This is a genomic window from Komagataeibacter sp. FNDCR2, from assembly GCF_021295395.1.
Classification (GTDB): Bacteria; Pseudomonadota; Alphaproteobacteria; order Acetobacterales; family Acetobacteraceae; genus Komagataeibacter.
Window position 1 is genome coordinate 737,429 of record NZ_JAIWOU010000001.1, and the last position, 21,790, is coordinate 759,218.

Sequence of the window (21,790 nt, forward strand, 5' to 3'; positions counted from 1 at the left end):
GTACAGGCATGACCCACCCCGACCACCTGATGCAGCGCCTGTGCGGCGCCATTCTGGGGGCTGGATGGCGGGGGCTGGCCACGCTGCTGGCCCCGGCCCTGCGCCTTAACCTGTGGCGGCGGGTGCGCCGGGGCAAGGAGATCGCGGCATGCCTGCCGCAACGCCGTGGTTTTGCCCCGTGCAGGCGGCCTGCGGGCCGGTTGATCTGGCTTCATGCCGCAAGCGTGGGGGAGACGGTGGCGGTCATGCCGGTCATCGGGCAAATCCTCCACTCCAGTGCCGAACAGCATGTTCTGGTCACGACCGGCACCATTTCCGGCGCGGAAATCCTGCATGCGCGTCTGGCGGACCTGCCTGGCCATGAACGGGTCCATCATCAGTTCGCGCCGCTGGACGTGCCGCGCTGGGTCGCCCGGTTTCTGGACTTCTGGCGGCCCGATGTGGCCGCGCTGGTGGAAAGTGAACTCTGGCCCAACCTGATCGCCGCCTGCATGGCGCGGCATGTCCCGGTGGCGCTGCTCAGTGGCCGGATGTCGGACCGTTCGCTGGCGGGATGGCGGAAGGCCGCGTGCCTGCTGCGCCGGATGCTGTCCAGCCTTGCATGGGTCATGGCGCGCAGCAAGGAAGATGCCCGCCGCCTGGTGCACGGTGGCGCGGGCCGGATCGACCTGATCGCGGACCTGAAGGATGCAGCCGGCCCCCTGCCCTATGATCCGGCGGCGCTGGCCGAACTCCGCCAGTCCCTTGCCGGTCGGCCGGTCTGGGTCGCGGCTTCGACCCACCATGGCGAGGATGCGGAAATACTTCAGGCCGCGCACCTGATCCGGCAGGCGGTGCCCGATGCATTGACCATCATCATTCCCCGCCATCCCCAGCGGGGCAAAGAGATCGCGGACCTGTCCGGCGGACCTGTTCCCCGCCGTGCGGCAGGGCAGGTTCCCACGGTGCGGGATTCCGTATGGATCTGCGACACGCTGGGTGAGACCGGCCTGTTCTATGCCCTTGCCGCACCTGTCCTGCTGGGCAACAGCCTGCCGGGCTGCACGGGGGGCGGCCATAACCCGGTGGAACCCGCGCGCGCGGGCTGCGCGCTGGCCAGTGGCCCCGGAATTGATAATTTCCGCCAGGCTTATGCCCGGCTGGGCGATAGCGTGCGCCATGTCATGACAGCGCAGGATATCGCCCAGTGGGTTGTCTCCCTCATCGGGCACGCAGGCGCGCCTGCCGCCGCCGGAGATGCCGCCCGTCGCCATGTGCTACCCGACCCGGATATCGCGCGGCAGGTGGCGCAGGCCCTGATTACGCTGGGCGCGCCCTGATGCGCGCGCCCTCATTCTGGTGGCGCAGGCCCGGACATGCGGGGCTTGCGGCACGGCTGCTCTCGCCACTGGGCTTTCTTTACGCGGCGGGTACGGCCTATCGCCTTCGCCGCGCAGGGTGGCGGGCCTGCGTGCCCGTGCTGTGCTGCGGCAATATCGGCGCGGGGGGGTCCGGCAAGACGCCGGTGGTGCTGGATCTGGCGCAGCGCGCCATGGCACGCGGGCGCAGGCCCGCCATCCTCTCACGTGGGTACGGGGGCCACGCACCTGCGGGAACGCGGGTGAATCCCGCAACCCATACCCCCCGCGACGTAGGGGACGAGCCCCTGCTGCTGGCCCGTATCGCACCGTGCTACGTCGGGGCGGACCGCGCGGTTTCAGCCCGTAGGGCGATAGCCGATGGCGCGGACTGCCTGATTATGGATGATGGCTTCCAGAACCCGACCCTGCATCAGGACGCAAGCCTTGTCGTGGTGGACGGGTATGTGGGATTCGGCAATGGCCGTGTCCTTCCCGCCGGTCCCTTGCGCGAGCCGGTCGCCGCGGGGCTGGCGCGGGCTGGTGGCGTGGTCGTGATCGGCCCGGACCTGCACGGCATTGCCGCCACCTTGGGGGGCGACCCGCCATGCTTCACCGCCCGGTTGCGCGAGAATACGCACGATGTGCCAGCCGACCGGCCCGTCATCGCCTTTGCCGGGATCGGGCGTCCCGCCAAGTTTTTTGACGGGCTTGCCCGGTGTGGTCTCCGGCCGCGCCGCGGCCTCGCCTTTGCCGACCACCATGTCTATACCGCAGCGGAGTGCAGGCGACTATGCGCGCTGGCGGAGGAATGGGATGCCTGTCTCGTCACGACCGAGAAAGATGCCGTGCGCCTCCCCCCCGCCTTTCGCGCGCATGTCCATACGGTCGGCCTTCAACTGGAATGGACCCTTCCCACCATGCCCGAGCACATACTTGACCTGTGGCTGGGCAGGATGAAAGACGGATGACGGATAAACCTTCCCCCCGACCCACCCGGCGGATGCATGCCGAAGCGTTGCTGGTGCGTGGCCTCCTGTCCATATTCCGCCGCATCGGCCCGGTCCGGGCCTCGAACCTTGGTGGATGGCTGTGCCGCACCGTGGGGCCAAGGCTGCCGGTATCCCGTATTGCGGACGCCAACCTGCGCCGGGCCATGCCGGAACTTGATGCGGGGATGCGCCGCCGCGTAATCCGCGACATGTGGGACAATATCGGCCGCAACGCGGGGGAATTCCCGCATCTGTCCACCCTGCCCCGCAATCCGGCCAGCGGGCCGGGATGGGATGTGGTGGGGGAAGACTACCTCCGCGCGCAGGAAGCACGCGGCGGCCCCACCATTTTCGTATCCGGCCATATCGGCAACTGGGAAATGTTGCCCCCGGCGGTAGCGCGTTACGGGCTGCCCTTCTCATCCTTTTACCGTGCGCCGAACAATCCGCTGGTGGACCGTATCCTGCGCGACCTGCGCGATCAGGCCATGGGCCAGCCGGTGCCGCTGTTCGCCAAGGGGGCGCATGGCGCACGCGGGGCGCTGGCGCATATTCTCAGGGGCGGGCATCTGGGCATGCTCGTGGACCAGAAAATGAATGACGGCGTGGCGGCCCGGTTCTTCGGCCTGCCCGCCATGACGGCGGGGGCCATGGCGGCCATGGCGATCAAACTGCGCTGCCCGGTCATTCCCGGTTATGTCGAACGACTGGGACCGGCACGGCTACGTATTCATGTCCATCCCCCCCTCGACCTACCTGCGGGCGGCGACCGGGCGCAGGACCAGATGGAGCTGACCCAGATGGTCAATGACTGGCTTGAAAGCACGATACGCCAATATCCGGGCAGTTGGTTATGGATTCACCGCCGATGGAATGTGCAACTGCCCGAAATACTGCCTAAAAAGTAATCGTTTTTGTTTAAATTTATTGTTTTTTTGCCACAGGTCCCAATTTCTGCCTGTTTCTTCGGCTTTTCCTGTCGGATTTAGTTTGGCAAAGCAGCCATGCGCCAATAGCATATTCTTACATTGTCACGCCACGACAGGTCAGAGAGCCAATAAAATGAGCACGATGGAACAACGGGACTTCTCGAACAAAGTTGTATCCCTGCGGCAGGGTTTTCTTCCCCGTCACCGTGAATACCTGATGCGCTGGCTACAGGCTGGTGCGTGCATGGGCCTGTGTGATGCCGATATCACCAGCCATAATGAACATGACGAGCCCGATATCGAGCATGTCCTGGTCTGGGTGCGCGAAAACGCCAATCCGGCCTACATGATCCGGCCCGAAGGCATGGGCTGGATGCTGATCGACCAGATTCGCAATCACCCGCTGGCAACCTATCGCAGCTTTGAAGCGGCGCTTCACGCCATCCGTCCCGTCCTGGCCTGCGGCGCGACCGCCGCGGCCTGAATGGCCGCGAACGGTATTACGCTGCTCTCCCGGCTCCCTGCCTAATTGCCGTCGTGGCCCAGCTTACCGGCGGGGGGAGCCACCATGACACTGCCGCCGCTGGGCAGAATCTGGAACACGGCCAGGTCACGCCGCGTCTTTCCATCGTCCATCAGGCCAAAAACGCCATCTACCCCGCCAAAACCGTCGGGGCGGGTCAGCGCCTGCACCGAATAGCCATTGGCGCTGCCAGCGGGGCGGTTCTGGTCCAGCGTCTTCACCAGCGCCGCCGCATCATAGGTCAGATCCGCCAGCGGCGTGGGCATGTGGTGATAGGCAGCCATGAACTGCTGAATGAAGGCCTGGCGGCTGGCCGGATCGGGGGCGGCGTACCACGCGCCCTGCAACGCGGACAGCTTGCTGGCGAAAGCACCCCACAGCCCCGGCCCCATGATCTGCACATGCGCGCTGTCCACGTGCATCTGCCCCAGCGCATTGATGATCATGCCCAGTTGCAGCCCCGTATCCCCCAGCAGCAGCGCATCGAATGGCGCGGGCGGCATGTCCTGCGCGATGTTGAGCGGCGGCGGCAGCGTGGTGCTGTCCTGCGTGGCCTGCGGCAGGGGCGCGCCATCGGGGTTGATGGGGTCCAGCGCCTCGGATGCGGGCAGCGACTCGACAGTCTTGTTGGCCGCCTTTTCCGCCGGGTCGGCCTGCGGCACGGTGGCGGCGCGGCTGTCATAGGCGGACAGGGTGTTCAGGTTGGCCGTGATCGTGTTCTGCGTGCCGTCATGAAACATGATCTGGGGCGACTGTAGCCCGTATTCCCCGCAGATCTGCGCCAGCGCCTGCCCCAGTGCGTGACCGAGCCGGTTATCGGGCAGGAAGGCCGCGAAATGCTGCCTGCCCTTCTGGACGGCAAGCGCGACCATGCGGCGCACCTGCTGCTCCGGCGCGATGCCCAGCGTCCATACATCGGGCCGTGCGACCGACATGTCACTGGTGAACGCCAGCATGGGCACACTGACCGGCGCGGTTACGGCCGCGGCCTGCATCGTTTCATCAGCGGTCAGCGGGCCAAGGATCAGACCATCACCGGCGGCGATGGCGGCCTGCGCGGCGGCGGTTGCATTGCTGCCGGCGGCCGCAGTGTCATGCACGTCCAGTGTCGGGGCGGTGGGCGTGTTCATGGCCATGCGGGCCGCGACCAGCATTTCCTGCCCCAGCCCGGCATTGGCGCCGCTCAGCGGCAAAAGCACGCCCACATTGCGCCCCACCGGGGGGGCGGTGACATGCGGGGCCTTGCGGGTCGGGGTGGAGGCGCAGGCGCTCAGGGTGGCCAGGGCCAGCCCCGACAGCAATAAGCGCTTGCATGCACGACGTGGAGAGGCAGAATCAACATCCTGTCCTTGTATCCGGGTTCCGAATGTCTGACGCCTCATCTTCCTCGCCTTCAAAATCACACCATACGGTACATAGCGGAGAATGTACCGCCCGTCATGCCGGGAACGCGGATGAAACCGTTTCGGTTCAGCTTCGTGAGGGTGAACTCGTTCTCGTCGCCACGCCCATCGGCAATCTGGGTGACATGAGCCGCCGCGCGGTCGAAACGCTGGCGGCCGCCGATCTGGTGCTGTGCGAGGATACACGCACCAGCGCGCGCCTGCTGCGTGAATACGGCATCCACACCCGCACGCGCCCCCTGCATGACCATAACGAGGAACAGCAGATCCCCGCCCTGCTCGATGAACTTGCCGCGGGTCGGCGCATCGCCGTGATTTCGGATGCGGGCACGCCGCTCATGTCCGATCCCGGCTACCGGCTGGTGCGCGCCATCATCGCCGCGGGCGGCCGGGTCAGCGCGGTGCCGGGCGCCAATGCGGCGGTCATGGCGCTGACCCTGTCCGGCCTGCCGCCGCATCCCTTCATGTTCTCGGGATTCCTGCCCCCGCGTGAGGCGGCGCGGCGCGGCGTACTTTCACAACTGCATGCGGCGGAATGCGCGGGGCTGTCCGCCACCCTGATCTGGCATGAAGCCCCGCACAGGCTGGCGGAAATGCTGGCGAGCCTTGCCGCCGTCATGGGGGGCGCACGCCCGGCCGCCGTGGCACGCGAACTGACCAAACGCTTCGAGGAGGTACGGCGCGGCACCGTGGCCGAACTTGCCGCCCATTATGCCGAAAATCCGGCGCGGGGCGAGATTACCGTCGTGCTTGGCCCCCCGCTGCGTGATGACAGCACGGCCAATGACCTGGACAGCCAGTTGCGCGCGGCGTTGCAGACCCTGTCGGTCAAGGACGCGGCGGCGCTGGTGGCGGGCATTACCAGCCTGCCGCGCCGCACGGTCTATGCCCGCGCGCTGGAACTGGCGCGCGGCCCGTCATAGCCCCCGCAGTTCAGTGTTCGGGCAGGTCTGTATTGAACAGCGAATCCGGCGGCATTGCGCCGCCTGCGTGAATGTCGAGCAGATCGACCCGGGTGGTTTGCTCCTGCGCGTCCTGGATGATCCAGCCCCGCAGCAGCAGCGGGCTGTCATGGAACAGCAGGGTCAGGCTGCCATCACCGGGGGAATCGGTGCGTACCACCGTGATGTTCACCGCATTGCCGTCGCGTGACAGGCCGGTGACGGTCACATCACCCGAAAGCTGGAGATGCGGGCGCAGCAGCAACCCCAGCGGGGTCTTGTCCATGGGCATGGTGGTGGTCTGGTCGAGCTGGCTGTCATTGAACACGACCTGATCGTGATTGGCCACCAGCAGCAGCGGGCTGGGGGGATCGTACTGGAACCGCATGCGGCGATTCGTCCGGTCGATCCACGCGGTGCCGGTTGTCTGCCCGCCATCGGGCGCGGTCTGGCGGAAACGGGCCTTGAGCAGGCTGATCGCGTCCAGATGATGCTCCACGCGTTCCAGCAGGGCATGATCCTGATCGGACGCACCGACCGCCATCTGCTCCTGCGCCCCGGCGGCGGGGGCGCGCATGACGCCAGCGGACAGGCAGGCCAGCGCGCAGGCGGTGGCGACAGGGCGGAAAAATCTCATGACAGGGGGCAATCCATGCAGATGGTACCGGCCCAGTGGTGCCCCAACGGGCGTTCAAGATCAAGGCAGGCGGATCAGGAACTGCCGATCAGCACACCCGCGACAAAGACCAGCAGCCCCCCGATCACGATCTGCACCACGGCCGAGCCGAAGGGCGTTTCCTGATAGCGCCAGCGTATCCATGAAATCACGAACAGTTCGACCACCACCACGATCATCGCGGCGATCATCGCGGCCGAAAAATCATTGATCAGGAAGGGCAGCGTATGCCCGATCCCGCCCGCCGTGGTCATGAGACCGCAGATCAGCCCGCGCAGCAGCGGCGCCCCTCGGCCCGACAGCTTGCCGTCATCGGACAGCGCCTCGGCAAAGCCCATGGAAATCCCCGCCCCGACCGATGCCGCCATGCCCACCAGAAAGGCGTTCCAGGGCAGGTGCGTGGCGAAGGCGGCGGCGAAAACGGGGGCGAGCGTGGAAACCGAACCATCCATCAGCCCCACAAGGCCGGGCTGGACAATCTGGAGCACGAAACGGCGGCGCGCGCCTTCATCCTCGGTTTCGCGCTTGCCGTTGGGCAGGCGGTCGTGCTCGATGGCGCTGGCGGCCTGGCCGTGCTGGTCCTCCGCATGGGCCAGATCCCCGAGCAGCCTGCGCGTCGCCGCGTCCGCCGTGCGCAGCGCGGCCTGACGGTAGAAGCGCGCGGCGTCCATCTCCATCTGCCGGGCATGGCGGCGCACCGCCTCGATACCAAGCGCCTGCACCTGCCACGCGGGCTTGCGCACGATGAAATCAGCAATATCCTGCCGCCGGATCAGCGGGATATGGGAACCGAAACGCCGGGTGTACAGGTCGATGAGGGTACGGCGATGCGCATTCTCCTCCACCGTCATGTCGGTAAATATCTTGGCGGTATCAGGGTAGTTTTCCCTGATGGCATAGGCGAAATCCGCATAGATGCGCCCGTCCTCCTCCTCGTTGGAGATAGCGAGCGCGAGGATTTCCTGATCTGACAGGGACGAGAATTTACGCATAGTTCAGTTTATGCATAAATTCCCATGCCATCTCAATAATATTATATGGCCACAAATGATTCCTGATTGTGCCAGCCAAGTAAACAGATCGAAAATGATTATGCTTCTCGATCACATCACCCGGCAATGCATGCCCCTGCGGGACAGGCCGGAATTTTTTCTACCCCGTTTCTCCCGTACTACTTGAAGCAGTGGGATCAGACAGCCGCTTCGGTGAAAATATGGGTCACATCGCCCTGCCAGCGACCATGATAGGCGGCAAGCCAGCTTTCGGCCTGGGTGGGACCACCCGCCGCGATTTCATGCAGCGGGGCGAGATGGCGCGTCTCGTCCCGCCCCTGCGCATCATGCGCCGCGCGCGCGCGCAGGCCATCGGTGGCCAGCGCGATCATGCGCGCGGCCAGCGGGCGCAGGTTCCCCCGCCCCCATGGCGTATCCAGCCCGGTGCGCGGCACTTCGGCCCGTAGCGCGACATATTCATCCCACCCGTGTTCCAGCACCAGTTCCTCAGCAGCGTGCAGGGTGGCGTCGTCATAGAGAAGGCCCGTCCACAGGGCCGACTGCGCCAGCATCATGGCGGGCGATCCGGCATCCGCGCCGCGCATTTCAAGGAACTGCTTGAGCCGCACATCGGGGAACACGGTTGTCAGATGATCCTCGAAATCCCCGATCGTCGGGCGCTCGCCCTCCAGCCCCGGCGGGTTGCGCCCCTCCAGCCACGCACGGAAGGAACTGCCCGCCACGTCGATCATCCGCCCTTCGCGCGTGACGAAATACATCGGCACGTCCAGCAGCCACTCCACATAGGCGGCGAAGCTGAACCCGTCGTTCAGGAACTGGCGCGGCATGCCCGCCCGCGCGTTATCGGTATCCGTCCATACCCGCGCCCGGTTGGACATGAAGCCATTGGGACGCCCTTCATAGAACGGGGAACTGGCGAACAGCGCCGTCGCCACCGGCTGGAGGGCGAGGGAGACACGCATCTTGCGCGCCATGTCCGCCTCCGACCCGAAATCCAGATTGACCTGCACCGTGCAGGTGCGCAGCATCATGTCCAGCCCCAGCGTACCCACGCGGGGCATGTAGTCACGCATGATCGCGTAGCGGCTCTTGGGCATCCACGGAATGTCGGCGCGTGTGGCGGTGGGGTGAAAGCCCAGCGGCATGAACCCGATGCCCAGCGCGGCGCAGGCGGGGCGGATGGCGGCGAAGTGCCGGTCCATTTCGGCCGCCGTTTCATGCAGCGTGCGCAGCGGCGCGCCGGACAGTTCGAACTGCCCGCCCGGTTCCAGCGAAATGGAGCCGCCCTTCGCATCCGCCAGGCCCTTGAGGCCGATCAGCGCATCGCGGTCGATGATTTCTTCCCACCGCCTGCCGCCCTTTTCCGCCGCGAGGGCACGCAGCAGCGCCTCGATCCCCCGGGGCGCGTATGGAGGTGACGACCATGCCCTGCGCTGCGGTCCCGCCGCCTCGGGTCGCACAAAGCCGAATTTTTCATGTTCCGTGCCGATCCGCCATTCCGACCGGGGGCGAGCGCCCGCCGCGAGTATGCCGACCATCTGTTCAAATGATTCGATGACGTTTGAATTGTGCGCGCCGGGATTCGACATGGCGGGGGCAATATCCTCAGATGACAGTCAGATTAAGGCTGGCGACAGGCGGAAATGCATGCCGGAAAGGGGCTGGATACCTACAAGCCTGTACCACATACGGTGTCGAGACCAGCCCCGACAAGAGCAAGCGCCGCCGCCGCCGCCGTATCGGCCCGCAGCACGAGCGGCCCGAGCGACAGCGGACGTACGAACGCGCGCGTGCGCAGCATGTCGTGCTCACGCGGTGAAAACCCGCCTTCCGGGCCGATCAGCACGCTATCGCCCACCCTGGGTGCCGGGGGGCTCGCGTGGCGCGCGCTGCGCTCAAGGGCCGCGAACAGGGTTGTTCCTTCCGGCCATTGCGAAAGCAGGGTCGGGAGCGGAACCAGCGGGTCGATGCCCGGCACGTCCAGCCGCTCGCACTGTTCGGCGGCTTCACAGGCGATGCTTTCCAGCCGGGCGGCATTGAGCCGGTGGGTGTTGGTCCGCTCGGTCACGACGGGGCGAAAACGTGTCACCCCCAGTTCGGTGCCCATGCGGATGACCGTTTCCGTCGCATCACGCTTGAGGGGGGCGAACAGCAGGCACAGGCCGGCGGTCGCCGCAGGCGCCCGATTCCGCTCCACAAGCCGGATGCGGCAGTGGTCGCGGCGCAGATGCGCGATCACGCCCCGCCATGCGCCATCGCGCGCGTTGAAAACCTCCACTTCCGCCCCGGCCTGCTGGCGCATCACCGTGCCCAGGTAATGGGCCTGCCCCGGTGCGAGGTCGAGCAGCCCATCGGCCCCCATGGGGTCGATGTTCGCGGGTGGAATGAACAGTCGCGGGCAATCTCTCATGCCAGGCGGTAACCTTTCACAGTTTCATATGCTCCGGGCCCGTTATTGCTCCGGCCCAGCCTTGACCCGGCGGGGACTTCCGGCCCATCTGTTTCGCCATTAGCAGCCACGGGGCGTTGCGTCATCGGCAAACCCGGTCCCGCCCGCGCTATCAAGCAGTCAAGGAGTTGCGTCGTGAACCAGCCTGTTCCCCATACCGACATCCGGGTGGATGGCTGGATCGGCCGCCTGCCCGCCCGCCTGCGCCCCTATGCGCTGCTGGCCCGGCTGGACCGGCCCATCGGCACGTGGCTCCTGTTCCTGCCGGGGGTATGGGGCATCGTGCTGCCCGCGGGCGTGCCCGTGGGGCGGCGGATATTCCTGATCGCGCTGTTCGGCATCGGCAGTATCGTCATGCGGGCGGCGGGCTGCGTGGTCAATGACATGTGGGACCGCGACATCGACCGCCAGGTGGCCCGCACGGCGGGCCGGCCGCTGGCATCGGGCGCGCTGTCCATGCGCGAGGCGGCGCTGTTCCTGGCCGCGCTGCTGCTGATCGGGTTCAACATCCTCATGAACCTCAACACCCTATCGCAGGTGCTGGGCGCGTCCTCGCTCATACTGGTGGCGCTCTACCCGCTGGCGAAGCGGGTGACATGGTGGCCGCAACTGGTCATGGGGTTCACCTTCGGTTTCGGCGCGCCGCTGGGTTACGCGGCGGCGGCGGACCGGGTCGATGCCGCGCTGTGCGCGCTGTATGCCGCGACCGTGGTGTGGCAGCTCGGCTTCGATACCATATACGGCTTTCAGGACATGGAGGACGATGCCCGCATCGGCGTACGCTCCACCTCCCGCCTCATGGCCGGGCATGCGCGGCTGTTCGTGGGCACGTGTTATGCGCTCACCCTCGCGGGGCTGGCGGCGGCGGGGGGGGTGGCCCATGTGGGGTATGGATTCTGGCCCGCGCTGGTGCTTCCCGCCGTGCTGCTGGGCTGGCAGGTGCGCAGCCTGCATGAGAACGACCCCGCCACCTGCCTGCGCCTGTTCCGCTTCAACCGTGAAACGGGGCTGGCCATCGCCCTCGCCCTGCTGGCGGGTGGCCTTACGCGCTGAGATGCAGGATACGGCCCAGGAACCGGCGGGTCATATCCATGCCCAGCAGGAAAAGGGCCGGATCGAAACGCGGCCCCTCATCACGCAGGAAGGCGTGCTGGGCGTTGAATTCATGCCATTCATAGCGGGTGCCCGCCTGTTCCAGCGCCTCACGGATCATCTGCCGCCCCGCAAACGGGACATGCGGATCCTGCCGCCCCCACACCAGCATCGCCTCACCCCGTAGCGCCGCCACCCGCGCCAGCGTGTCGTCATGCTGGCCATGGCCGAGCGTGTGGGAATGGATATCGGTAGCGTAGAAACACACGCTTGCCCGCACACGGGAATCGAAAGCCGCGCGAAAGGCGAGATGCCCGCCAAGACAGACCCCCATCGTGGCCAACGCACCGGTGCAGTGCGGATAGGCCGCCAGCCAGTCCAGCGCCGCACGGGCGTCGTGATCATAGGCCGCCAGCGGTTTTTCATATTTCAGGAAATTGCCGCGATCCGTTCCCGGCCTGTCATACGCCAGAACGGTGCCGGGTGGTTCATATTCATGATACACCTCCGGCACGCACACGACGTAGCCCTGCCCCGCCAGCATCACCGCCAGCCTGCGGATCGGGGCCGTGACCTGATAGATTTCGGAAAAAAGGACAATTCCGGGAAAACGTCCCTCGATGGCGGGCCGATGGATATGCATCCGCATCATGCCCGAGGGCGTTGGGGTATCGGCCGTCTCATCGGAATGGATAATCATGGCTGTGATCCTGTTTCCTGACGCAAAGGCGCACGATAACAGCTTACGCGCGGCCTACCGAGGGGAACAGGCAGGAAAATGTGTAATATCAGGTCTGAAATATAGGGCGTTTTTGTTCAATTATTGCGCAAAAAACAGCTTCATGCGTTGACATATCCGTTCATCGACGTCCTGTATGGGGCATGAATTTGTTACAGAAACCATAATGTCATCGCTCTTTGCATTCTCCCTTGCCACGCTGGCGATCATCTCCGTCATCGTGCTGATCGCCCGGTTCAAGATCAACCCGTTTATCGTACTCTTCGCGGTATCGCTTGGGCTGGCGCTGTGTGCGGGCATGCCACCGCAGAAGGCCATCGCCTCGTTCGAGACGGGCGCGGGGCGCGTGCTGGGGCACGTGGCCACCGTGATCGCGCTGGGCACGATGCTGGGCAAGATGCTGGCGGAATCGGGCGGGGCGGACAGAATCGCCGTCACGATCACCCACCTGGCGGGCAGGAAACGCATTAGCTGGGCCATGATGGTCATCGGCCTGCTGGTCGGGCTGCCCGTGTTTTTTGAAGTCGGCTTCGTGCTGCTGATTCCGCTGGCCTTCACCCTGGCGCGGCGCAACAACGTGCCGCTGCTCATGCTGGCGCTGCCGCTGGGGGCCGCGCTGTCGGTCACGCACGCCATGATCCCGCCGCATCCGGCCACCCTGCTGGCCCTGTCGGCCTATCATGCGGATATCGGGCGCACGATCCTGTGGGGCATCATCATCGGCACGCCCGTGGCGGCGATCGCCGGGCCGGTTTACGCCCGCTTCATCGCGGGCCGCATCGGCCCCGTGCAGCGCAGCGCGCTGGAGGCGCAGTTCGTCAACCACGACATGCCCGAAAGCATGCCCGGCTTCGGGATCACGGTTCTGACCATCCTTTCGCCCGTGATCATGATGCTGGTTGGCTCGATGGGCGATTTCGTGGCCCCGGCCCATTCGACACTGAACAATGCGCTCCATTTCATCGGCAATACGGATATCGCCCTTGCGGTGGCGACGCTGCTGTCCTTTCAGGTGTTCGGCACGGCCCGTGGCTTCAACCGCGAGACGATCCTCAAATTCACCAATGACTGTCTCGCCCCCACCGCGCTGATCATGCTGCTGGTGGGTGCTGGCGGCGGGTTCGGGCAGGAACTGGTCGATAGCGGGGTGTCTTCCGCCATTACCAGCCTTGCCGTTGGGGCACATGTGCCCCTGCTGGTGCTGGCATGGCTGCTGGCCGTCGTGGTGCGGGTGGCGACCGGGTCGGCCACGGTCGCCATGAGCACGGCCGCGGGCATTGTCGGGCCGATCCTGCTGCGCACGCATTCGGCCTCACCCGAGCTTATGGTGATCGTGACCGGGGCAGGTTCGGTGGCCCTTGGCCCGCTGAATGACGCCGGGTTCTGGCAGATCAAGGAATATCTGGGCCTGTCCGTGGGGCAGACCATCAAGACATGGTCGGTCATCGAGACGCTGATAGCCGTGCTCGGGCTGGTCTTCGCGCTGCTGATCTCGCTGGTTATGGGATAGGTCGCGGCGGGGTCAGGCGCGTGGTTGCGGCCCGATCATGGGGCAGCCTGCCGTGCATTCGACCCCTTCCGCCGCCAGCGCGGCAAGAACCGTGTCAGGCGCCGCCTGCGCGCTACGGCAGGCATCGTGCAGCACAACCGTGCGAAAGCCCGCCCGCAGCGCGTCACGCGCGGTATGGGCCACGCAGTAATCCAGCGCGACACCGGCGATGAACACGCGCGTGATGCCCCGTTCCTTCAGCAGCCCTTCCAGCCCGGTCCGGTTCTGGCGGGCATTGTCCTCAAAGGCGGAGTAGCTGTCGATATCGGGGTGCATTCCCTTGCGCAGCACAAGCCCGATACGGGTCTGGTCCAGCGCGGGCGCAAATGCCGCCCCCGGCGTACCAGCCACGCAGTGAACCGGCCACTGGTTCTCTCCCGCCCCGAAGGAGACATGCCCCGCCGGATGCCAGTCCTGAGTGGCCACGACCAGCCCGAACGGCAGGCGCGAGAGCTGATTGACAAGCGGCACGAGCCCGTCCGCCCCCCGCACGGCCAATGCGCCGGTGGGGGGCAGGAAATCAACCTGCATGTCAATAATCAGCAGGGCGTCGGTCGGCGCTGGGGTAAGCATGGATCATCCTCGTGGCGGGGCGTCCACTCCCGCATGGGAAACGGATGCGTTTCTAGCGCTCTTTCGCGTAGGGGTTGCTGGACGCGCGCAGCAGCAGCCGGATGGGCGTGCCGGGCAGGTCGAACGTCTCGCGCAGCCCGTTGACCAGGTAACGCTGGTAATCTTCCGGCAACTGGTCGGTACGGGTGCCGAACAGGATGAAGGTCGGCGGCCGGGCCTTGGCCTGCGTGATATAGCGCAGCTTGAGCCTGCGCCCGTCCACCAGCGGCGGCGGATGGCGCGAGACCATCATCTCGAACCAGCGGTTGAGCGCGCCGGTGGGCACGCGGCGGTTCCAGACATCATACGCGCGGCGTACGGTCGGCAGCAGCCTGTTGATGCCCGCCCCCGTCATGGCGGAGAAGGAGACAACCGGAATGCCGCGCATCTGCGCCAGCGAGGTCTCGATCCGGTCACTGATGGCCTGCCGGGTTGCGGCCCGGTCCTCCACCGCGTCCCACTTGTTCAGCGCGAGAACGCAGCAGCGCCCCTCACGCTCGATCAGGCGGGCGATCTGGAGGTCCTGCTCATGCACGCCCAGCGTCGCATCCAGCACGAGGATGACGACCTCGGCCATCTTCAGCGCCTCGATCGAGGCGGAGACGGACATCTTCTCCAGTGTCTCGTCAATGCGGGCCTTGCGGCGCAGGCCCGCCGTATCGACAAGCTGGATCGGGCCTTCCCCGTCATTGAGCATGACGGCGATGGAATCGCGCGTCAGCCCCGGCTCGGGGCCGGTAATCATCCGTTCCTCGCCCAGCAGGCGGTTGAGCAGCGTGGACTTGCCCGCGTTGGGCCGCCCCACAATGGCCAGGCGCAGCGGGCCGGGGGGACGCACGTCCTCCGCCGCTTCAACCTCGCTTTCTGCCAGTATGCGGCGGTCGCGGCGGGTGAGCTTCTGTACGGGCGGCAGATCGGTTGGCGGCAGCCGGTCCACGATTTCGGACATGAGGTCGGCCACCCCCTCGCCATGTTCGGCGGAGATGGCCAGCGGCGTACCCAGCCCCAGCGAATACGCCTCCATCGCGGCGGCGGCCCCCTGCCTGCCTTCCGCCTTGTTGGCGATCAGCAGCACCGGGCGGCCCTGACGGCGCAGCCAGTTGGCGAAATGCTCATCCGCTGGCGTAATGCCGCTGCGCGCGTCAATGCAGAACAGGACCAGATCCGCGCCCGCCACGGCGGATTCAGAGGAAGCCCGCATACGCCCGTACAGCGTATCGGGTGCGGCTTCCTCCAGCCCGGCGGTGTCGATGATGCGGATGGCGCGCCCGCGCACGGTCGCCTGCCCTTCCTTGCGGTCGCGGGTGACGCCCGGCGTATCGGCCACCAGCGCCTGCCTGCGCCCGACCAGCCGGTTGAATATGGTTGATTTGCCGACATTCGGCCTGCCGGCGATCACGACAACCGGCAGCGCATCCACGGGCGCGGATGGAAAAGATGAACTCACTGCGGCAACTTTCTTTAACTATAGGCTCTAAGGTAGCCGTTATTGTCCATCAGCAACAGCAGATTATCGACCACGATGGGCGCCGTCGTAACCTGTGCCGGCAGGGCGTGGAGCGATTCGATATGCCCCTGTTCCGGGTCAAGGATGGCGACGCCGTTCTGGGGCATGCTGGAAATGAGCACCAGCTTGCCCCCCGCCAGGATGGGGCCGTTCCATACCACGCCGCGCTTCTGTTTGTCGGTATTTTCATACCGGCGCAACTGCGTGATCCAGCGCACATGGCCCGAAAGCCGGTCGAGACAGGCCACCTGCTCATCCATGGAAATGAGGAAGATCCAGTCACCGATCACTACCGGGGTGTTCTGGCCGGAAATCCCGCGCTCCCACAGCCTGCGGCCCGAACGCATGTCAATCGCGACCAGAACCGCGCCGGTGCTGATGGCGTAGGCCGTGCCATCGGTAATTACCGGCATGCCGTGCACGCAGGAGAAGTCGATCAGCGCCTGCTGCCCGTTGGTGCTGCCCAGCGTGTCGGCCCACACGACTTCCCCGCCTTCCGCGCGCAGGGCCACCAGATCGCCCGAGCCGAACCCCGCCAGCACGACCCCGTCGGCCACCGCCGGGGCGGGCTGGCCATATATGACCGTATCCGCCGAGGTGGCAGCATAGCTCCACAGGATATTGCCGTTTTCGGCGTCCACGCAGAACAGGTGCTCATCGATGGTGCCGAAAAACAGCCGTCCGTTGACCACCGTGGGCGCCGAGCGGCCGGGGGCCTGAATATTGACGCGCCATTTCAGCTTGCCATGGGCGGCGTCAACCGCCAGCGCCTGCCCCACGCCATCGACGATGTACAGCGTATCGCCATCCACCGTGATCCCGCCGCCAAGGTTGTTCGACAGCATCTTGCGTGGCTTGGGATTATATTCCCATAATTTGTGCATGCCCGGCCAGCGATAGGCCCGAACCACGCCCTGCGCGTCCGCCACGAAAATGCGGCCGTTCTGCACGACCGGCGTGGCCTGGATGATGCCGCGCCCGCTATCGCCCAGCGCGACATAGGACAGGAGTTCCGGCTCGGAATTACCGGCCCCGATGTCATGGCTCCACTGATGGCGCATCTGGCCACCCCAGGCGATGTTCACGCCCGCGTGGTCGGGATGAAGGCCCGATTGCGGCCACTCGTTCACCGCCACCGGCGCGGGCACGGTTACGGCCTGCGTCTCCTCGGGATCGACGGTAAGGCCCGCCGCCGTATGCAGCACGTCCGAACGCTGGCCGATGAGAAGCTGCGTCTTCTTCTTGCCCCCGCTACACGCCGCGAGCGCGGGAAGCAGCACCGCCCCCACGCCCATCAGCGCATGGCGGCGGCTTAGGACCGGTTTCATGTTCTTTGCGTCAATCCGCTTCAGACTAGCCATCCGTTCCGCCCCCCAGCATCTGCAGCATGGCCTCGGCGCGGCTGCGCACGCCATCGGCCACCCCCATATCCATGCTCAGGCGTTCATAACGGGCGCGGGCATCCGCTTCCCTGCCCGCGCGCAGGTCCAGCATGGCCTCGGCCTCGATCGCCTGCCCGCGCCATGGCTGGTCCGCCGCGTCCAGCACGGCCAGGCGGGAGCGAAGGGTCGCCGGATCGCCACTGTCGATCTGGTGCTGGACCCATAGCAGGCTGGCCAGCGCGGCAAGGACCGGATCGGTCGCACGGTCGCGCGCGACCTCATCCCACAGCGCGAGGGCGGCCGGCGTGTCGCCGCTACCGGCCAGCAGGGCGGCGCGCTCCATCCGCGCGAGGATGCGCAGCGGGGGCCGGGCCCTGCCGTCAAGCGCAGCAAGGGCCGCCAGCGCCCCCTTCTGCCGCGTGCCCAGTGGCGTTATCGCGCCGGGCATGTCGGGCGCGCGGGCGGCGTCATGCATGGCGGCGAAATAGGACGCGGAAACCGCCGCATCCGCCTTGTGCGCCCGCGAAAGGGAATACTGCCATCCACCCGCGCCGATACAGACCGCCGCCACCGCGACACCCGCAACCACCAGATAGCGCCGCGCCAGTGCCCGGATGCGCTCGGCACGGATTTCCTCATCGACTTCCGTGAAGATGTCGTCAGCCACGTTCCTGTCGTTCCCTGCTCGCTGGCGCGGTGCGTCATGCATCGCGCATCAAGATTGTCTGCCCCAGCATATCGGGCCTGAAACGGCACGGCAAACCGCCCCGCCCCGATTGCGGGCGTCCTGCCGCCATTGCGCCAGTCCGATCACATAGACCGGCCCGTTTGCCACCGCCAGCGGTAAGCGGGCGGGAAATGCAAAAAATTGGGGTTTTTATCGCGCGGCATCGCGCCATTCCCGCAGCAGTCCACCGGCCGCGCGCGTGACCTCGGCCACGCCCAGCCCCTCCATGGGGGCGTCACCGGGCGGACCGGGGGCGATAATGGCGCGCGCCCAGCGCCCCGAAGGCGCGTATTCCGACACCCGGCTGCGCCCGAACAGGCCAAGGGTGGGAATCCCGCTCGCCCCGGCCAGATGCATGAGCCCCGAATCATTGCCGATGAACAGGCTGCACCGCGCCAGCAGGGCCGCGACCTGCGACACCGACAGGTCACCCCCCGTATCGAGCGCATCGGGCAACAGCGCCAGAACCGGCGCGGCGCGCGCGCGCTCCGCTTCTCCCGGCCCGTACAGGACCACCGGACGTAGGCCGGGATTTTCCGCGCGCAGGGCGTTGAACACGGCCACGAACCGTTCCGCCGGCCAGATCTTGCCATCCCAGTTGGCGGTCGGCCCCAGCGCCACCCAGTCCGTGCCCGCCGCCAGCATGCGCTCCGCGCGCGCGCGTTCCGCCGCACTGGTCCACGTCACCGGCAGGGGCGGCGGATCAAGGTGGAGCAGCCCGCCGATATGGGCCACCCGCAACCCAGGCCTGCGCCCCCCGCGCATGACATGACGCCTGCCCACACGCAGGAAATAACTGACCACCGAACCGCGCAGGTCCACGCACAGATCCCATTTCCGCCCCCGGCACGCCCGCCACAGATCCAGCCAGTGCCGGTTATGCGGGCGCTTGACCATTTCCAGCGTGCGGACGCGGCGGGGCATGTGCGCGAACAGACCGGCGGCCACCGGCCCGCACGCAATGGTGAAGTCGGCCCGCGGGTAACGCCGCAGCAGCGCATCCAGCAGGCCGGTGGACAGGACGGCGTCACCCAGCCGGGTGGAGGTGATGAACAGGATATGCATTTTTTTACGGGGCCTGTCGGATTTCGCGGATGTACCCGCCCCTCTTAGCCCTTGCCTCGCGGCGCGGACATGGCCAGATTATGAATATGGCCAGAATTGCTCATCTTCCTGACCGCGCCGTACTGAGTGTATCCGGGGCGGATCGTGTGTCCTTCCTGCAGGGGCTGGTGTCAAACGACATGACGGCCGTCGCGCCCGGTACGGCGGTATGGACGGCCTTCCTGTCCGCACAGGGGAAATGGCTGGCCGACTTCTTTGTTTTTGCCGACCCCGAAGGCACGCGCCTGCTGCTGGACTGCGATGCCGGGCAGACCGACATGCTGCGCCAGCGCCTGTCGCGCTACCGCCTGCGCGCGCAGGTCGAGATTGGTGAAACCGGCTATGCCGTGCATGCCGCGTGGGGGGCGGACATCACCCCGCCCGAAGGCTACCCCGCCGCACTCGATCCGCGCCTGGCGCAGGCGGGCTGGCGCTTCCTGCTGGGGCACCCCGCCCCGTCGGCCGGCACGGATGATGTCGATTACGACCGCCACCGTCTGGCGCTTGGCCTGCCCGATGGCGTGCGTGACTGCGAAAGTGACAAAACCCTACTGCTGGAAGCCAATTTTGACCAGCTCAACGGCATTTCCTGGACCAAGGGCTGCTACATGGGCCAGGAACTGACCGCGCGCACGCGCTATCGCGGGCTGGTGCGCCGCCACCTGCTGCCGGTCACCGCGGCGCGCGAACTGCCCCCGCCGGGCACGCCCATCCTGTCCGGCACGGCCAGTGCGGGGGAAATGCGCTCCTCCCGCGATGGGGCGGGCATGGCGATGATCCGCACGGAACACATGCATTCCACGAACCTGACCGCCGGGGGGCATGCGCTGGACGTGCAGGTACCCCAATGGTTCACCCTGCCCGCCGCCAAGGCGCAATAGGGGCTGGACAGGCGCGCCCGTGGCGGGCATGTGCCCGGTCGGGCTTTCCCCTGTCTGTTCAAGGTAAAACACATGTCCTACACGCCGCCGGATCCGGCCACCCGTTCCGCCATGATCGGCCACATCAAATTCAATGCCGATGGCCTGATCACCGCCATCGCGCAGCAGCATGACAGTGGCGAGATCCTGATGCTCGCCTGGATGAATGCCGAAGCACTGGACGAAACCCTGCGCACGGGCCGGGTATGTTACTATTCCCGCAGCCGTGGCGGCCTGTGGCGCAAGGGAGAAACGTCGGGGCAGGTGCAGCATCTGGTGGATGCGCGCCTGGACTGTGACCGTGATGCGGTCCTGCTGCTTGTTGACCAGACCGGGGTTGCCTGCCACACGGGGCGGCGAAGCTGCTTTTACAATGCGCTGCGCCCCGAGGGGATTGTCGAAATCACGCAGCCGGACGTGGCGGCGGAAACGCTTTATGGCAAAGGCTAGAAAATTCAATGGCGCATGATGAAGAAAGACGCGAACAGATCGGCAAGCTCATCTGGATCGGGATCATGGTGGTGGGCACGCTGATCATGGGGTTCATCATGCTCCGCAACGAACTGCATGCCCTCGTCTCGGAAAACGAGGCCCCGCGCCCTGCCGTCACAACGCCCGCCACACCGGACATCCCGCAGGCTACGCCCCCCCGGCAGGATGCGACGCCAGCAAATCCATGACTTCCCGCGCCGCGGCAGTGGCCGGATCCTGACCCGGCCCGCGCAGGCTGGCGCGGATATGGCGGAAGCCGTCGCGTTGCAGGCGGCGGCAGGTTTCGTCCGTAAGCAATCGCTCCACGGTCGCGGCCAGGCGTTCGGGCGTGCAGTGTTCCTGTAACAGTTCTGGCACTAGCCTGTGGCCGGACAGCAGGTTCACCATGGCGACATAGGGCACGCGAATCAGCCGCCGCGCCATGGCCGCCGTCAATGGGTTGACCCGGTAGGTCACGGCCATCGGCACATCCGCGATGGCCAGTTCCAGCGTGGAGGTGCCGGATTTGGTCAGCGCGGCATCAGCCGCGGCGAAGGCATCATGCTTGTCGTGAATATCCGTGACGATAAGCGGCTGGACCGGCCATTTCGCCACACCTTTGCGCACGATATCGGCAATGACGGGCGCCACGGGCACAACCGGCACGATACCGGGCATGCTGCGTTGCAGGCAGGCCAGCATCCGCCCATAGACCGGCAGCAGGCGTGGCGCTTCGGAGCGGCGGCTGCCGGGCATGAGCACCAGCACGGGCGCTTCGTCCCCTATGCCATGGCGGGTGCGGAACGCCTGCCCCGATCCCTGATCCGCCCCGGACTGGATGACCGGATGGCCCACGAAGCGGGCCTCGATTCCATGGCGGCCAAAAAATTCCGGCTCGAAGGGCAGCAGGCAGAGCATCCGTTCCCACAACCCCGGGAATTCCCGCACCCGGTGTTCACGCCAGGCCCAGACCTGCGGCGCGACATAATGCAGGCGCGGAATGGAAAGCGGCGCGATCCGGCGCAGCAGGCGCAGGGTGAAACCGGGACTGTCGATGGTAATGACCAGATCGGGCCGCAGCCGGGTGATATTCCCGACCGCCTGATCCAGCCTGCGCGAGAGGGTCCGTATTCTGGGCAGCACTTCCAGCAGGCCCATGACCGCAAGGTCACGCAGTGGGAACAGGCTATGCAATCCCTGCGCGCGCATCTGTTCGCCCCCGATACCCGCAAACCGCAGGTCGGGCCGCATATGACGCAATGCCGCCATAAGACGACCACCCAGCACATCACCGCTGGCCTCCCCCGCCATGATCCAGATGGTCGGGCCGGAGGGAGGTGAAGGGGGTTGGGGGGAAGAACCTGTCATGCCTGACGGGCTTATCGTGTCAGTCGGGCCAGCGCAAATGACACCTGCCACAAACG

Annotated in this window: 22 protein-coding genes; 10 read left to right on the top strand and 12 right to left on the bottom strand. The window is 66.2% G+C overall.

Annotation, left to right across the window (positions count from 1 at the left end):
* Positions 1 to 8: 8 nt before the first annotated feature.
* From LDL28_RS03355 to LDL28_RS03370, 4 genes are all read left to right on the top strand, one after another.
* Positions 9 to 1,319 (top strand): 3-deoxy-D-manno-octulosonic acid transferase, encoded by a 1,311-nt coding sequence (locus LDL28_RS03355; protein WP_233057211.1) that lies wholly within the window; start codon positions 9 to 11, stop codon positions 1,317 to 1,319.
* Positions 1,319 to 2,308, top strand: coding sequence for a tetraacyldisaccharide 4'-kinase (lpxK, locus tag LDL28_RS03360; RefSeq protein ID WP_233057212.1), 990 nt, complete (start codon positions 1,319 to 1,321; stop codon positions 2,306 to 2,308). Before LDL28_RS03355 ends, lpxK begins: the two co-directional genes overlap by 1 nt.
* The gene (locus tag LDL28_RS03365; RefSeq protein ID WP_233057213.1) at positions 2,305 to 3,237 is read left to right on the top strand and encodes a lauroyl acyltransferase; all 933 of its coding nucleotides are present in this window, start codon (positions 2,305 to 2,307) and stop codon (positions 3,235 to 3,237) included. The genes lpxK and LDL28_RS03365 overlap by 4 nt, the downstream gene beginning before the upstream one ends.
* 154 nt (positions 3,238 to 3,391) lie before the next feature.
* On the top strand, positions 3,392 to 3,742 hold the full coding sequence (locus tag LDL28_RS03370; protein WP_370636218.1) for a hypothetical protein: 351 nt from the start codon (positions 3,392 to 3,394) through the stop codon (positions 3,740 to 3,742).
* Positions 3,743 to 3,783: 41 nt separating this feature from the next.
* Here the strand turns inward: LDL28_RS03370 and LDL28_RS03375 are convergent, their stop codons facing one another.
* A complete protein-coding gene (locus LDL28_RS03375; protein WP_233057214.1) occupies positions 3,784 to 5,082 on the bottom strand; it encodes a penicillin-binding protein activator in 1,299 nt (432 codons plus the stop codon).
* Between the two features lie 65 nt (positions 5,083 to 5,147).
* On the opposite strand from LDL28_RS03375, the gene rsmI reads away from it, so the two are divergent.
* Entirely contained in the window at positions 5,148 to 6,107 is a 960-nt protein-coding gene (rsmI, locus tag LDL28_RS03380; protein ID WP_233057215.1) for a 16S rRNA (cytidine(1402)-2'-O)-methyltransferase, read from the top strand.
* 10 nt (positions 6,108 to 6,117) lie between these two features.
* On the opposite strand, the gene LDL28_RS03385 is transcribed toward rsmI, so the two are convergent.
* The 4 genes from LDL28_RS03385 to LDL28_RS03400 form a co-directional block, all read right to left on the bottom strand.
* Positions 6,118 to 6,762, bottom strand: coding sequence for an outer membrane lipoprotein carrier protein LolA (locus LDL28_RS03385; RefSeq protein WP_233057216.1), 645 nt, complete (start codon positions 6,760 to 6,762; stop codon positions 6,118 to 6,120).
* A gap of 74 nt (positions 6,763 to 6,836) precedes the next feature.
* Positions 6,837 to 7,793: an iron exporter MbfA gene (mbfA, locus tag LDL28_RS03390; protein ID WP_233057217.1), complete on the bottom strand. Its 957-nt coding sequence runs from the start codon at positions 7,791 to 7,793 to the stop codon at positions 6,837 to 6,839.
* Between the two features lie 197 nt (positions 7,794 to 7,990).
* Positions 7,991 to 9,403: a glutamate--cysteine ligase gene (locus LDL28_RS03395; RefSeq protein WP_233057218.1), complete on the bottom strand. Its 1,413-nt coding sequence runs from the start codon at positions 9,401 to 9,403 to the stop codon at positions 7,991 to 7,993.
* Between the two features lie 80 nt (positions 9,404 to 9,483).
* Positions 9,484 to 10,224, bottom strand: coding sequence for a 16S rRNA (uracil(1498)-N(3))-methyltransferase (locus LDL28_RS03400; protein WP_233057219.1), 741 nt, complete (start codon positions 10,222 to 10,224; stop codon positions 9,484 to 9,486).
* Between the two features lie 174 nt (positions 10,225 to 10,398).
* Here LDL28_RS03400 and ubiA point away from each other — a divergent pair, with 174 nt between their 5' ends.
* Positions 10,399 to 11,316 carry a 4-hydroxybenzoate octaprenyltransferase gene (gene ubiA, locus LDL28_RS03405; RefSeq protein WP_233057220.1) on the top strand — a complete coding sequence of 306 codons (918 nt, stop codon included), beginning with the start codon at positions 10,399 to 10,401 and terminating at the stop codon, positions 11,314 to 11,316.
* Here the strand turns inward: ubiA and LDL28_RS03410 are convergent.
* The gene (locus LDL28_RS03410) at positions 11,306 to 12,055 is read right to left on the bottom strand and encodes a dienelactone hydrolase family protein (RefSeq protein WP_233057221.1); all 750 of its coding nucleotides are present in this window, start codon (positions 12,053 to 12,055) and stop codon (positions 11,306 to 11,308) included. The genes ubiA and LDL28_RS03410 overlap by 11 nt on opposite strands.
* Before the next feature lie 205 nt (positions 12,056 to 12,260).
* On the opposite strand from LDL28_RS03410, the gene LDL28_RS03415 reads away from it, so the two are divergent.
* Positions 12,261 to 13,604, top strand: coding sequence for a gluconate:H+ symporter (locus tag LDL28_RS03415; RefSeq protein ID WP_233057222.1), 1,344 nt, complete (start codon positions 12,261 to 12,263; stop codon positions 13,602 to 13,604).
* A gap of 12 nt (positions 13,605 to 13,616) precedes the next feature.
* Here the strand turns inward: LDL28_RS03415 and LDL28_RS03420 are convergent, their stop codons facing one another.
* The 5 genes from LDL28_RS03420 to LDL28_RS03440 all read right to left on the bottom strand — a co-directional run bounded on the left by LDL28_RS03420 (position 13,617) and on the right by LDL28_RS03440 (position 18,936).
* Entirely contained in the window at positions 13,617 to 14,216 is a 600-nt protein-coding gene (locus LDL28_RS03420; protein WP_233057223.1) for a nicotinamidase, read from the bottom strand.
* Between the two features lie 52 nt (positions 14,217 to 14,268).
* Positions 14,269 to 15,702: a ribosome biogenesis GTPase Der gene (gene der / locus LDL28_RS03425; protein ID WP_233057224.1), complete on the bottom strand. Its 1,434-nt coding sequence runs from the start codon at positions 15,700 to 15,702 to the stop codon at positions 14,269 to 14,271.
* A gap of 14 nt (positions 15,703 to 15,716) precedes the next feature.
* A complete protein-coding gene (locus LDL28_RS03430; RefSeq protein WP_233057225.1) occupies positions 15,717 to 17,090 on the bottom strand; it encodes a PQQ-binding-like beta-propeller repeat protein in 1,374 nt (457 codons plus the stop codon).
* 25 nt (positions 17,091 to 17,115) lie between these two features.
* The gene (locus LDL28_RS03435; protein ID WP_233057226.1) at positions 17,116 to 17,811 is read right to left on the bottom strand and encodes a hypothetical protein; all 696 of its coding nucleotides are present in this window, start codon (positions 17,809 to 17,811) and stop codon (positions 17,116 to 17,118) included.
* A 210-nt stretch (positions 17,812 to 18,021) separates the two neighbouring features.
* Entirely contained in the window at positions 18,022 to 18,936 is a 915-nt protein-coding gene (locus LDL28_RS03440; RefSeq protein ID WP_233057227.1) for a glycosyltransferase family 9 protein, read from the bottom strand.
* An 86-nt stretch (positions 18,937 to 19,022) separates the two neighbouring features.
* On the opposite strand from LDL28_RS03440, the gene LDL28_RS03445 reads away from it, so the two are divergent.
* From LDL28_RS03445 to LDL28_RS03455, 3 genes are all read left to right on the top strand, one after another.
* Positions 19,023 to 19,856 (top strand): folate-binding protein YgfZ, encoded by an 834-nt coding sequence (locus LDL28_RS03445; RefSeq protein WP_233057228.1) that lies wholly within the window; start codon positions 19,023 to 19,025, stop codon positions 19,854 to 19,856.
* A 72-nt stretch (positions 19,857 to 19,928) separates the two neighbouring features.
* On the top strand, positions 19,929 to 20,345 hold the full coding sequence (gene hisI, locus LDL28_RS03450) for a phosphoribosyl-AMP cyclohydrolase (protein ID WP_233057229.1): 417 nt from the start codon (positions 19,929 to 19,931) through the stop codon (positions 20,343 to 20,345).
* 8 nt (positions 20,346 to 20,353) lie between these two features.
* On the top strand, positions 20,354 to 20,575 hold the full coding sequence (locus tag LDL28_RS03455; protein WP_233057230.1) for a hypothetical protein: 222 nt from the start codon (positions 20,354 to 20,356) through the stop codon (positions 20,573 to 20,575).
* Here LDL28_RS03455 and lpxB read toward each other — a convergent pair.
* Entirely contained in the window at positions 20,535 to 21,734 is a 1,200-nt protein-coding gene (gene lpxB / locus LDL28_RS03460; RefSeq protein WP_233057231.1) for a lipid-A-disaccharide synthase, read from the bottom strand. The genes LDL28_RS03455 and lpxB overlap by 41 nt on opposite strands.
* Positions 21,735 to 21,790 lie beyond the last annotated feature (56 nt).

Excerpts from the sequence above, each read along its gene's own strand:
- LDL28_RS03455 (WP_233057230.1), top strand. The coding sequence starts at position 20,354 with ATGGCGCATGATGAAGAAAGACGCGAACAGATCGGCAAGCTCATCTGG.
- LDL28_RS03395 (WP_233057218.1), bottom strand. The coding sequence starts at position 9,403 with ATGTCGAATCCCGGCGCGCACAATTCAAACGTCATCGAATCATTTGAA.
- LDL28_RS03400 (WP_233057219.1), bottom strand. The coding sequence starts at position 10,224 with ATGAGAGATTGCCCGCGACTGTTCATTCCACCCGCGAACATCGACCCC.
- LDL28_RS03440 (WP_233057227.1), bottom strand. The coding sequence starts at position 18,936 with ATGCATATCCTGTTCATCACCTCCACCCGGCTGGGTGACGCCGTCCTG.
- mbfA (WP_233057217.1), bottom strand. The coding sequence starts at position 7,793 with ATGCGTAAATTCTCGTCCCTGTCAGATCAGGAAATCCTCGCGCTCGCT.
- hisI (WP_233057229.1), top strand. The coding sequence starts at position 19,929 with ATGTCCTACACGCCGCCGGATCCGGCCACCCGTTCCGCCATGATCGGC.
- rsmI (WP_233057215.1), top strand. The coding sequence starts at position 5,148 with ATGTCTGACGCCTCATCTTCCTCGCCTTCAAAATCACACCATACGGTA.
- LDL28_RS03355 (WP_233057211.1), top strand. The coding sequence starts at position 9 with ATGACCCACCCCGACCACCTGATGCAGCGCCTGTGCGGCGCCATTCTG.
- LDL28_RS03365 (WP_233057213.1), top strand. The coding sequence starts at position 2,305 with ATGACGGATAAACCTTCCCCCCGACCCACCCGGCGGATGCATGCCGAA.
- lpxK (WP_233057212.1), top strand. The coding sequence starts at position 1,319 with ATGCGCGCGCCCTCATTCTGGTGGCGCAGGCCCGGACATGCGGGGCTT.
- LDL28_RS03370 (WP_370636218.1), top strand. The coding sequence starts at position 3,392 with ATGAGCACGATGGAACAACGGGACTTCTCGAACAAAGTTGTATCCCTG.
- LDL28_RS03415 (WP_233057222.1), top strand. The coding sequence starts at position 12,261 with ATGTCATCGCTCTTTGCATTCTCCCTTGCCACGCTGGCGATCATCTCC.
- LDL28_RS03420 (WP_233057223.1), bottom strand. The coding sequence starts at position 14,216 with ATGCTTACCCCAGCGCCGACCGACGCCCTGCTGATTATTGACATGCAG.
- LDL28_RS03410 (WP_233057221.1), bottom strand. The coding sequence starts at position 12,055 with ATGATTATCCATTCCGATGAGACGGCCGATACCCCAACGCCCTCGGGC.
- lpxB (WP_233057231.1), bottom strand. The coding sequence starts at position 21,734 with ATGACAGGTTCTTCCCCCCAACCCCCTTCACCTCCCTCCGGCCCGACC.
- LDL28_RS03445 (WP_233057228.1), top strand. The coding sequence starts at position 19,023 with ATGGCCAGAATTGCTCATCTTCCTGACCGCGCCGTACTGAGTGTATCC.
- LDL28_RS03430 (WP_233057225.1), bottom strand. The coding sequence starts at position 17,090 with ATGAAACCGGTCCTAAGCCGCCGCCATGCGCTGATGGGCGTGGGGGCG.
- LDL28_RS03385 (WP_233057216.1), bottom strand. The coding sequence starts at position 6,762 with ATGAGATTTTTCCGCCCTGTCGCCACCGCCTGCGCGCTGGCCTGCCTG.